Genomic DNA, 10,247 nt, shown 5'->3' on the forward strand with positions numbered 1-10,247 from the left:
GACGGCGGTTTTAGGAAATTTTACCGAGAAATTTAACAAACCTGTAAAAACGCAAAAGTTAAAAATGCGGTAAATTTGACCGCGCCGCTTTTTGTAAAATTTGACGTGACACCATAGGTAAATTTGATCGGCATAAATTTAATGTAAGCCATTTAAATTTTGCCTCCAGCTACAAGCCTTGCAAATTTAGCCCTTAGATTTTATTTTAGCCAGCCACTCGTCCAGCGTTTTTTCAAAGCCGATGCCGTTGCTCTCGTAAAATTTAAGCGGCTTTTCGAGATATTTTTGCTCTACCCAGCCGCCAAAGCTATGCGGATACAGATAGTCCTTGGCCTCGGGCGCGGTGTTGATGAGATAGGGCGGGATGGCTAGCGGCGGCTCGTTTTTTACATAGGCTAGTGCGGCGTTTATGGCCTTGTAGCTGGAGTTTGACTTTGGCGAGTGAGCCAGATACATCGCGCATTGAGCCAGGATTATCCGCGCTTCAGGAAAACCGATCTTGCTAACGACAGCTAGCGCGTTAGCGGCTAAATTTAGCGCGTTAGGGTTTGCGTTACCGATATCCTCGCTGGCAAATATCGCCATCCTTCGCGCGATAAAATCAGCGCTCTCGCCCGCGTCTATAAGCCGTGCCAGATAGTACATGACGGCGTTTTCGTCGCTTCCCCGCAGGCTTTTTATAAACGCACTCGCCAGCCCGTAATGCACATCATCCTCGCTAACTCCTTCGCTAACCGCGTTAGCTCGCAGCGTTTTTAAATTCTCTAACGTTATTTCTTCGCCCAGACTAACGGCAAACTCGAGCAAATTTAACAGTCCGCGCGCATCTCCGCCGCTGCTTTTTACGAGATAGGCTTTGGCTTCGTCTGAGATGTCAAATTTTACCTCGCCCCTCACGCGCTCAAGCAATTTTTCAAAATCCTCGCTCGCAAGCGGCTTAAACTCAAAGAGCATCGAGCGACTGCGGATGCCCGAGCTTAGCGTGAAATATGGATTTTCCGTGCTGGCTCCGATGATGGCGGCGCGGTAGTTTTCCATCGGTATCAGCAGGGCTTCTTGCTGCGTTTTGCTGAGGCGGTGGATCTCGTCGATGAAAAATAGCGGCTTAGAGAGCGCATTTTCGTGGTTTTTTAGGATTTTGCGAAACTCCTCGATCTTGAGATTTCCGCCGTCAAATTCGTAAAAATCATACTCCATCGACCGCGCGACGACGCGAGCAAAGCTAGTCTTACCGCAGCCAGCAGGTCCGTAAAATATGCTGTGCGGGATTTTTTTATTTTCGATAAATTTTTTAAAAACACCCACCAGCTCGCGCTGTCCGCAGATCTCGTCTAAGCTGCGCGGACGAAATTTCAAGGCGAAATTTTGCAAATTTGTTCCTTTTAAATTTTAAGACATTATAGTCAAATTTAAATTAAGAAGCGGATTTACAGGAGCGGACGGGTCAAATTTGAGCGGGTAAAAAAGCAAAATTTTATGCTAGCACCCTACTCCCAGAAAATACAAAATTTAAACAAAACGAGCCGTCAAAAACGGCAAATTTAACAGCAAAAGCGAACCAAATTTAAGCCAAATTTGGCTCGCTCGCCGCGTCAAATTTAAAACGTCTTTTCAAAATCTACGTAGAAGTTCCTGCCTTTACCCACTCTGGTCGTATTTTTAAATCCGTTTGCGAAAATGTACTCTTTGTTAAAGATATTGTTTACGCCAAAGCTAATTTTTAGCCCTTTGTTTAGCAAATAGCTGTCGAAATTTTTCGGCTCCCATCGGCCTTTAAAATTTACGATAGTAAAGGTTTCATCTACGTATTCGTATTTTTGACCGCGCACGACGTAGTATTTCTCGTCGTTGTTAGGCCTAAACCAATGCGTCATGTCGCCGCCCAAACTAAGCCCCCACGGCTCGTATCTATACATCGCGCCCAAAGTTAGCTTATCAGCATAGACGGTGAGTATCTTTTTGGTCGCTTTGTCGTAAATTTTCGTATGGTCGTATCCGAGCGAGAATGTAAGGTTGTTTATCGCGTATTTGGACTCGATCTCGACGCCTCGGCGCTTTGCGTTATCGACGTTTTCGTACATACCGTAGCGTCTGCCCGGCGCTTCGGCGTCAAATGGCGGATTGCCTTTATCCGGTCTCGCTTTTAAATTTATCATATCTTTGATGTTGCCGTCGTAGTAAGTGGCTTTAAAGTATAGCTCATCATCGCCCAAAAGCCCCTGCTTGTCGATAGAAAAGCCTACTTCGTACTCTTTTGCGATTTCAGGTTTTAGGTCGGGATTTGGTATGTACCAGTAATGCGGATTTAGCGGGCCGGCCGACGACGTCTCGTTTGGCGTCGGTCCTCTAAAGGTCTCCGCATAACCCGCGAGTAAATTTACGCCGTCAAAAACTTCGTACGCAAGGCCCAGTTTTGGAGAAAATCTAGACTCCGAGTATGAGTTGTGATCGCCGCTTTTGACTCCGCGTTTAAATTTATCAAACCTGCCGCCTAAAGTAAACTCGAATCTACCTACGCTAAATACATCCTGCGCGTAGACACCGAGGTCTTTGTAAAAATTAGGAAACGAACCGAAGTCGCTAAGCTCGCCGTTGTACCAAAATATCGCGTCTTCTTTTCTATGCTCGTAGTCGATACCGGTGACTAGTCTGTGCTCTAGCACGCCGGTGTTAAAGAGGCTTTCGTTTTTGAGCCTGACTCCCCATCTGTCGTCTTTGTTTTTGTAGTCGATATAGACGGGATTGCCTCTACTAAAGCCAGTTCTGATCCTGTGATTTAGGGCTTTTGCGTTGTAGTACTGAGCGGAGAAATTTATCCATCTGTTATTTAGCGGAGTATATTTGTATATCACGCTATAGTCTCGCTGTTTTAGCCGTCCAGAGGTAGGCAGCTCCGCATCCTCGCTCCAGAAAAGCGACTGCCAAGGCGAGGAGGAGAATTTTTCGTGGTAGTTAAATACGCTAGCCTCCAAAGCATGCTCGTCGGTTATCGCCCACTCGGTTTTGGCAAAGACGGTGTTTACCTGCTCGTCGTTTTCCGCGTATTTCACGCCCGAGCGTTTGCCGTCTCTAGCCATCTTTATCTTGCCGAAGTCCGCATGCTTGCCATAGAGTAAAATGCCGAAATTTTCCGTAGGTTTAGCTGCGATGGCGGCTCGATTTGAGTTCATGTGGTTGCTCTCTTGGCGGTGGCCGATCGTGACGCCGTAGTCGCTGCCCGGGTTTATAAAGTCGCTCACGTCCTTGGTTCTCATACTAACGATACCGCCGATCGCGCCGCTGCCGTGCAGCACGGAGCTAGCGCCCTTTACGACCTCGACGCGTTTTAGCAAGTCGTTATCCACGCGAAAGGTTGAAATTTGATTAGAAAAAAGCGAAGGCGAGCGCTTGATACCGTCTTGTTCGATGATGACGCGCGCTTCACTTTGATAACCAAAGCCGCGGATGTTGTAGTACTGGCCGACTTGTCTACCGTGGTCGTTTCCGAGCATTACGCCGGGCACCGAGCCAAGGGCGTCGATGACGGACGGCGATTTTACCAGGTCGTTTTGATTTAGGACGCTGACCTGGCCGGCGTATTTAGCGACGTCGGTTTCGCTCCTATTTGCCGTGACGGATACCATATCCAACTTCACCGATCCCGTAGCATTGCTATCGGTGCGCTTAAACTTGGCGCCCGAATCTCCCGCTTGCGCGAGACCCGAGGCTGCGCTTAACAAAACCGCAGCCGCAATGATGCTAAATTTACCCATAGCTTATCCTTTATATTAAGAAATTGATAATAGGTATAATTTTATCTATTTTTTATTTAAATTAACTTACATTTTTTATAAACTTTTAAATTTATCTTACAGAAAAAGTGATATAATTCAATTCTATTTCATTTAAGGAGAACACATGAAGAAGTCATTGTTAGTAGTTGCCGCATTGGGCGTTATGAGCGTATCTGCCGTAGCAGCCGAGCTTTCACCTTCTTGCGAAGAGTACTTTAAGCTAGTTGACGAGTTTGTTGAAAAAACAAAAGACAACCCGCAGATGGCGGCTATGAAATCTACTTACGAGAGCCAAAAAGCTCAGTTTGCTCAGCTTCCAAAAGACTCTCAAGAGGCCGCTTGCAAACCTGCTCTTGACCAAATGAAACAAGTTATAGCTACGCTACCTAAATAATTTTTATCCCTCCGCTTGGAGGGATTTTTTGTTTTTTCAAATTCTTTGTTACTATCCAAATTTTATATATTTATCAAATTTTAGCATCAAATTTACTACTATAAGGACGTATAAAACGTAAATTTAATCCCGAATAATCTTCGCCTTTGCCGTTATGCTCGCGATCTTTAGCTCGTAGATATTCATCGCCTTTAGCCCGTGAGCCGCCGCTACGTCGAAGGTCCTCATGTAGTTTGGCGTATATTTTTCGCTAAGTAGCCGTAGCGCATGCAGCCTCGCCGCCTCGTCCGTCACGACGTAGGCCTTGGTTGCGGCGACGGCGGATTTGTACTCGGTCGTAAAGACTTTTGCGCCAAGTGCCTTGCCGTCGTCCTTGATCGAGTCTAGCTGCTCGTCCGTTAGAACCGGTACCCGCGCGTAGCTCACGCAAACCAGCGTCACGTTTTTGCCGTCTTTTAGCAGCTTTGCCTTAGAGCCCGCGGGCGCGCCGTGCAAAAATACGCTCTCGCCCTCGCGTACGACCGAGATCGGCACGCTAAAAATCTCGCCCGCCTCACCAATGCAAGATATCGTGCCGTATTCGCACGCATCGATGATCGCAAGCCCCTCCTGCGCAGTTAATTCTCTATCTTTTCGTCTCATTTTCCGCCTTTAAATTTTTGAAAATTATAAAATTTAAACCCTAAAAAAGTGTATAATTTCGCAAATTTTAAAGGATGGCGATGAGAAAAATATTGATATTTTGTGCTCTGGGCGCGCTGGCTTTAGGCGCTCAAAACGCGTGCGAGGAGTACGTAAAGCAAAGCAAAATTTACCTAAACGAGCTTTACGAAATAAAATCTAAGCAGCTAAAAGACGATCCGCAGGCCTTTAGGCTCTTTGAGCTTAAATTTAGCGAGCTACAAAAAGCGCAGGATGGCCAAGCGGCGCTAATCATACAAAGCGGTGACGAGAAATTTTGCGAGCGCGAATCGGCCAAGATAAAATCCGTGCTAGATGAGATGAGAGCAGAAAAGGCGCAAAAGTAGGCCTGTTTTATAGAAAATTTGAGCCGCTTTTGCCGAGTAGAGCAAAAAGCTCTACAATCAAATTTGAAACCCGCCAAACCTAGTCTGGCAAGCTTTTGAATGCAAATTTGATGTGGCCTGGCGCAATTAAAATCGTATGCTTACTAAAATTTTGCAAACTTGCTTTAGCCAAATCATAAAAGCTCGTTTTGTCGCGCCCCACATCAAAGCACCCTAAATCGCGTTGTTTAAATCCCAATCTATCGGCGCTTTGCCGTGCTCGGCGAGATATAAATTCGCCTTTGAAAAGTGCCTGCAGCCAAAAAACGCGCCACGCGCTAACGGACTTGGATGCGCTGCTGTTAGTACAAGGTGTTTGTTAGCGTTGATGAGAGGGATTTTGGCTTTAGCCGGGTTGCCCCATAGCATGAAAACTACGTTCTCGGCGCGATCGCTAAGCTTCCTGATCGCAGCATCCGTAAACTCCTGCCAGCCGAAATTTGAGTGCGAGTTAGCCTGCCCTACACTAACGCTTAGCGTCGCATTTAGCAGCAGTACGCCCTGCTTCGCCCAGTAGCTCAGATCACCTGAGTTTGGCTCAGTTATGCCCAGATCGTCGCGGATTTCTTTGTAGATGTTGGCGAGGCTCGGCGGGATTTTGACGCCGTGCGGTACGGAAAAGCTTAGCCCCATCGCCTGCCCTGCGCCGTGGTACGGGTCTTGGCCTAGGATCACGACTTTGACGGCGTTAAACGGCGTGAGATTAAAGGCGTTAAATATCAGCGCGTTTGGCGGATATACCTCGCCGGCGGCCTTTGCTTGCAAGAAATTTTCCTTTATGCGAGCAAAATTTTCGCTCAAAAACTCCTCCTTTAGCGCTTCTTTCCAACCCGCTTCGATTTGGATTTTGTCGATCTGCATGATTTTTCCTTTGTAAATTTGCTCTTTTTCTTTACATTTATTTTAAGGCAAATTTACGAAATGATAGCCAAAAATATTTAAATTTAAGCGGCTCAAGATGTGGTCAAATTTAGATGCATTTAGCTTGTTAAATTTCCAAAAAAGAGCAGGGCGGTTTTAAAATTTGCTGTATAATTTAAACTAAATTTTAAATAAAGGAACAACGATGTCTGAGCAAATTTTTGAGAAGCTAAAAGAGCTACTAAGCTCGCAAAATGCGGACTTTCGCACCGTATCTCACGCTAGCGCAAAAACATCGGCTGAGGTTGCCGTTGCGCGCGGCACGGAGCTAGGGCAGGGGGCAAAGGCACTCGTTTGCATCGTAAAGGGCGGAGGCGCCAAACGATATGTTTTGGCTGTGCTGCCGGCGGATTACAAAGCCGATTTACAGCTCATCGCACACGCACTGGGCGGCACTAGAGCAAGTCTAGCAAGCCCCGATGAGGTCATGCGACTCACCGACTGCGTTTTTGGTAGCGTTCCACCGTTTAGCTTTCATGAGGAGCTGGAGCTTATCGCCGATCCGAGCCTGCTTACGCGCTATGCTGAGCTCGCCTTTAATGCGGGTTTGCTAGATCATTCTATCATTTTAAATACGAAAGACTACGAGCGAATAGCTCAGCCGAGACTAGCCAAATTTGCGATGGTGGAGTGATATTTAACCCATCAACAGACTCAAAGAATAAAAAAATAATCAAAAAGCATAGTGTGGAATTGTTTTAGGTTCAAATTTGGCCAACTTATTTATTAAAGGATGATTTATTTGGCTCAAGATAAGCTAAGCGGATTTTTAGCTGCGACTACGTCTTGCTACTCACAAGACCTCTTATCATCTTTAGTAAAATATGATAGAAAGTTTTCGTATCCTTACTGTTATTGTATCTAAATTCGCATTCTTTAAGATGAAGTAAGAAATTCTCTTTCTTTATCCCTTTAAATTTAGATAATCTATGTTTGGCATATCCCCAGAAATTCTCAATGCCATTTATATGGCTTTTACCGTTAGCAAATTCATTCTTTGAATGCTTTACTCTATAGTGCGCTTTGGCTCCATAATCAACTAAGCCATCATAGGCTTTCCAGCAATCAGAATATATGACGCTATCATCTAATTCGCTCTTGTGCTTGCACTCTCTTTGAGAAATTCCGATAGTATCGGTGTTAGTTCATTTGCAGAGCAGTTTTTAACTATCTGTGTATAAACTTTGCCATCTCTTTTAAGCATACCAAATACCGGTTGCTTTCCGCTTACTCCTCTACCTCTTTTACCTCTTACTCTCTTAGCTCCGTTCTGCTCTACTTCACTACGCTCGTAGCTTTTCAAGACGCAGTTACGAGCGAAGCGAAGTAAAAATAGCTTCCATTAATCTCAAAGCGAAGCTTCTAGGCGAGCTTGTGAGCTGGAAATCTCACTGCTAAATTTGCTTATCTTTTCACATTCTTGAGACATAAGAATTCTTATTTCTCTAAAAATTTTACATAGCGTTACTTCTGAAATTTTAGTTAAATTCAATATCTTTGATGCTTCCATATCCTCCGTGAAGTACTTTAGAATTTCTATAAATTTAGCTTCAGAAATTCTTGAACGGACTATATAACTGTTTTTCATAGCTCTCATCGTAACTTACTGCTCCTTTGTGTGAGCTTAAGTTAAAGAGAGCCTAAAATTTTAATATAAGCTATTTTTACTAATTCCACTAGATAATTCAACAAAATACTCTGTTTTATCAGCACATTGTACAAAAAGTTTATCTTCAATAATTTTGTAATCACAAATAATATCAACGAAATCTACTTGCCATAATTCCTCGGAATGATAATAGCAAATAACATTACATTCGCACACAACATACAAATATTCACTATTTTTACTACTCAGCATTTCATAAAACGGGAAAATAAGTTCATTATTAAATAAAATTTTATTTATATTCATGTCTATACAAATAAAATTTTGACTGGCACCTATGTAAAGTATTTTTTTTCAATATCTATACTAACTTGCGCTTTCACACCTAGGTTACTATATGCTATACCATAATTCTTTGCATCATATTGAACATATAAAAATTCGTTTTGTTTATCATTTCCACAAAATATAATATTTTCTATTCCGACTTTTTCTTGTAAATATTTTAAATTTTCAACAAAACGCATTGTAATTAGTTCTATTTTCACTTGCCACCCTTTGCAATAATTTTAAGTAACTTATTTCCATTCCAAACAGATTCAATTTTAACGCCACCCATTGGTCCCATTAAAAAACTCTCTCTTACAGTAGCTGTATATTCTATTGTTGGTTTATTTAGCAACTCTTTTGCAATATAACTTCGTTTTTCGATTTTAATTATGCTATCAGAATCATGCAAAACTGAATTTAAATGATTTGATAAATATTCTCTAAAAGCAGGTGTATCATTAATTCCTATTTTACGCAATTCCATTTGCATGCTTTGTGAGCGCTGGATATTATGTTGATTTCCTGTAGCTTTACCAAATACATAATTTAATTTATCATCTAAAATAGCTTTTGAAGTCAAATCACTAGACTTTTTACCAACTCTATCCAAAGCTGCTTTTCCAGCTTTATTTGTAATAGTACCAGATCCAGTAAGCCCAGCTATAAATTCAAAGTCTCTAGCAGTTACACTCTCATAATCACCTAATACCGTATCTAGCTCGCTTTTCATAAAGCCGTTATAAATGAGTGTATCTACATTTAAGACAGTATTTGCTATGCCTTTGGCTGTCTCTTTTGTGTCTGTTACTAGATAATAAACTCCCGTTATTGTATCTTTTACAAGATTTATTCCACCTTTTGCAAATCCAGTTGTAAAGTTTGCTATATCATCACTAAGTTTTGTATCTACTTTTAGATTTTTATCATATAATTCTCTTAGGAAATTTGACTCAATGTCTTACGCCTAAAATAAACGTCAAGCGTCTTAGCTACTCTTTGATAGTATCCGCTGTTTTTGCTATTTGACTTCTTGCTTTCGTTTTGAGCGTATCTGGATGCTATATCCGTAAATTTTATCGATTTTTGTGTTTTCTTTGGTCTATCGTTTTCTTGACATTCTTTTCTATCGACCAACATATCGTTGTCGGCTTTGGTAATCCCATAAATACCCGATATAACTTTTTCAAATATTTCTTTATATTCGGTCGTTGATAGTCGATGCGATTTATTTTTAATATTTTTCTGAATGTTGCGTATCTTGTATCTTAACGGTAAATCAATAAATTTTTTGGTTTGAACAGAATTACGTCTATTATCGGCTTCGTTTTTTATTTTTAAAGCGGTGGCTTTGGCTTCAAGCTCATTATCCGCAAACAAACAATACTTGACGGTAATAATTTTATCATTTTTCAGGGCCTTATCGAAATAGTAATAGCTTGGTCTATTTTTGATTCGAGTTATTAATTTAGAAGTCATTGCAAACTCCTAATCTAATAAGCAAACGATGTAACAGAAACCCAAATCTGGTGTAACAAAATAAAATTGTCCGAAATTTGAGACGAAAATATGATGATATAAGCTGATTAAAAATGCTGAAATACAGGTATTTAAATATATATTTTAATAGTGGTAGTGGCCGGGAGATAGGGATTCGAACCCCAGGAGGCTTTCACACCTCAACGGTTTTCAAGACCGCCGCTTTCGACCGCTCAGCCATCTCCCGCAAAAATATTTTGGCTAATTATAGCCAAATTTATTCGGTTTTTTCCTTAATATAGGAAGCGCCTTTGTTGACTTTTTCCTTTGACCATTCAACGGCATTATTAGTGTCCTCTTTGGCTCCACGCCAAGTATTTGAACAGCCAACCATAAACAAAGCAGCAGATAATAGCACTAGTAAATAACGCATTTTCTCTCCTTATAATTTTTGGAGGCGACACCCGGATTCGAACCGGGGATCAAAGCTTTGCAGGCTCATGCCTTACCACTTGGCTATGTCGCCTAAAAGTCAATGGTGCCCGAAACCGGACTTGAACCGGTACGGTAAAAAATACCGAGGGATTTTAAGTCCCTTGCGTCTACCATTCCGCCACCCGGGCAAAAATTCCCTAAATTTAAAACCGATGGAGCGGGAAACGAGATTCGAACTCGCG

General features: G+C 42.2%; 11 protein-coding genes, 3 tRNA genes and 1 pseudogene. 3 read left to right on the top strand and 12 right to left on the bottom strand.

Going from position 1 to position 10,247, the window contains the following annotated elements; all coding sequences use genetic code 11:
• Positions 1-186: 186 nt before the first annotated feature.
• Positions 187-1,371, bottom strand: coding sequence for a replication-associated recombination protein A (locus tag H740_RS00850; protein WP_002950379.1), 1,185 nt, complete (start codon positions 1,369-1,371; stop codon positions 187-189).
• A gap of 227 nt (positions 1,372-1,598) precedes the next feature.
• On the bottom strand, positions 1,599-3,752 hold the full coding sequence (locus H740_RS00855) for a TonB-dependent receptor domain-containing protein (protein ID WP_002950380.1): 2,154 nt from the start codon (positions 3,750-3,752) through the stop codon (positions 1,599-1,601).
• Between the two features lie 145 nt (positions 3,753-3,897).
• Between H740_RS00855 and H740_RS00860 the strand changes: the two genes are divergently transcribed.
• Positions 3,898-4,167 carry a DUF5339 domain-containing protein gene (locus H740_RS00860; RefSeq protein ID WP_002950381.1) on the top strand — a complete coding sequence of 90 codons (270 nt, stop codon included), beginning with the start codon at positions 3,898-3,900 and terminating at the stop codon, positions 4,165-4,167.
• Between the two features lie 123 nt (positions 4,168-4,290).
• Here the strand turns inward: H740_RS00860 and H740_RS00865 are convergent, their stop codons facing one another.
• Entirely contained in the window at positions 4,291-4,809 is a 519-nt protein-coding gene (locus H740_RS00865; RefSeq protein WP_002950382.1) for a pyridoxamine 5'-phosphate oxidase family protein, read from the bottom strand.
• An 80-nt stretch (positions 4,810-4,889) separates the two neighbouring features.
• Between H740_RS00865 and H740_RS00870 the strand changes: the two genes are divergently transcribed.
• Entirely contained in the window at positions 4,890-5,195 is a 306-nt protein-coding gene (locus H740_RS00870) for a hypothetical protein (RefSeq protein ID WP_002950383.1), read from the top strand.
• Positions 5,196-5,408: 213 nt separating this feature from the next.
• Here the strand turns inward: H740_RS00870 and ung are convergent, their stop codons facing one another.
• Positions 5,409-6,095 carry a uracil-DNA glycosylase gene (gene ung, locus H740_RS00875; protein ID WP_002950384.1) on the bottom strand — a complete coding sequence of 229 codons (687 nt, stop codon included), beginning with the start codon at positions 6,093-6,095 and terminating at the stop codon, positions 5,409-5,411.
• 205 nt (positions 6,096-6,300) lie between these two features.
• Between ung and H740_RS00880 the strand changes: the two genes are divergently transcribed.
• Positions 6,301-6,789, top strand: a complete 489-nt coding sequence (locus H740_RS00880; protein WP_002950386.1) for a YbaK/prolyl-tRNA synthetase associated domain-containing protein — start codon at positions 6,301-6,303, stop codon at positions 6,787-6,789.
• Positions 6,790-6,934: 145 nt separating this feature from the next.
• Here H740_RS00880 and H740_RS00885 read toward each other — a convergent pair.
• The 8 genes and pseudogenes from H740_RS00885 to H740_RS00920 form a co-directional block, all read right to left on the bottom strand.
• A pseudogene (locus H740_RS00885) lies at positions 6,935-7,743 on the bottom strand (IS1595 family transposase).
• 356 nt (positions 7,744-8,099) lie between these two features.
• A complete protein-coding gene (locus H740_RS00895; RefSeq protein WP_002950389.1) occupies positions 8,100-8,312 on the bottom strand; it encodes a hypothetical protein in 213 nt (70 codons plus the stop codon).
• Positions 8,309-8,824 carry a hypothetical protein gene (locus H740_RS11795; RefSeq protein ID WP_002950392.1) on the bottom strand — a complete coding sequence of 172 codons (516 nt, stop codon included), beginning with the start codon at positions 8,822-8,824 and terminating at the stop codon, positions 8,309-8,311. Before H740_RS11795 ends, H740_RS00895 begins: the two co-directional genes overlap by 4 nt.
• A gap of 206 nt (positions 8,825-9,030) precedes the next feature.
• Positions 9,031-9,570 carry a hypothetical protein gene (locus tag H740_RS00905; protein WP_002950393.1) on the bottom strand — a complete coding sequence of 180 codons (540 nt, stop codon included), beginning with the start codon at positions 9,568-9,570 and terminating at the stop codon, positions 9,031-9,033.
• A 157-nt stretch (positions 9,571-9,727) separates the two neighbouring features.
• Positions 9,728-9,817 (bottom strand) — tRNA-Ser (locus tag H740_RS00910).
• Between the two features lie 30 nt (positions 9,818-9,847).
• Positions 9,848-10,003: a hypothetical protein gene (locus H740_RS11800; protein ID WP_002950394.1), complete on the bottom strand. Its 156-nt coding sequence runs from the start codon at positions 10,001-10,003 to the stop codon at positions 9,848-9,850.
• A gap of 19 nt (positions 10,004-10,022) precedes the next feature.
• Positions 10,023-10,096, bottom strand: a tRNA-Cys gene (locus H740_RS00915).
• 10 nt (positions 10,097-10,106) lie between these two features.
• A tRNA-Leu gene (locus H740_RS00920) sits at positions 10,107-10,193 on the bottom strand.
• Positions 10,194-10,247 lie beyond the last annotated feature (54 nt).

The organism is Campylobacter showae CC57C (genome assembly GCF_000344295.2).
Classification (GTDB): Bacteria; Campylobacterota; Campylobacteria; order Campylobacterales; family Campylobacteraceae; genus Campylobacter_A; species Campylobacter_A showae_B.

Bases quoted from the DNA above. Each gene is read 5' to 3' on its own strand.
- H740_RS00855 (WP_002950380.1), bottom strand. From the start codon at position 3,752: ATGGGTAAATTTAGCATCATTGCGGCTGCGGTTTTGTTAAGCGCAGCC.
- H740_RS00860 (WP_002950381.1), top strand. From the start codon at position 3,898: ATGAAGAAGTCATTGTTAGTAGTTGCCGCATTGGGCGTTATGAGCGTA.
- H740_RS00865 (WP_002950382.1), bottom strand. From the start codon at position 4,809: ATGAGACGAAAAGATAGAGAATTAACTGCGCAGGAGGGGCTTGCGATC.
- H740_RS00870 (WP_002950383.1), top strand. From the start codon at position 4,890: ATGAGAAAAATATTGATATTTTGTGCTCTGGGCGCGCTGGCTTTAGGC.
- ung (WP_002950384.1), bottom strand. From the start codon at position 6,095: ATGCAGATCGACAAAATCCAAATCGAAGCGGGTTGGAAAGAAGCGCTA.
- H740_RS00880 (WP_002950386.1), top strand. From the start codon at position 6,301: ATGTCTGAGCAAATTTTTGAGAAGCTAAAAGAGCTACTAAGCTCGCAA.
- H740_RS11795 (WP_002950392.1), bottom strand. From the start codon at position 8,824: ATGAAAAGCGAGCTAGATACGGTATTAGGTGATTATGAGAGTGTAACT.
- H740_RS00905 (WP_002950393.1), bottom strand. From the start codon at position 9,570: ATGACTTCTAAATTAATAACTCGAATCAAAAATAGACCAAGCTATTAC.
- H740_RS11800 (WP_002950394.1), bottom strand. From the start codon at position 10,003: ATGCGTTATTTACTAGTGCTATTATCTGCTGCTTTGTTTATGGTTGGC.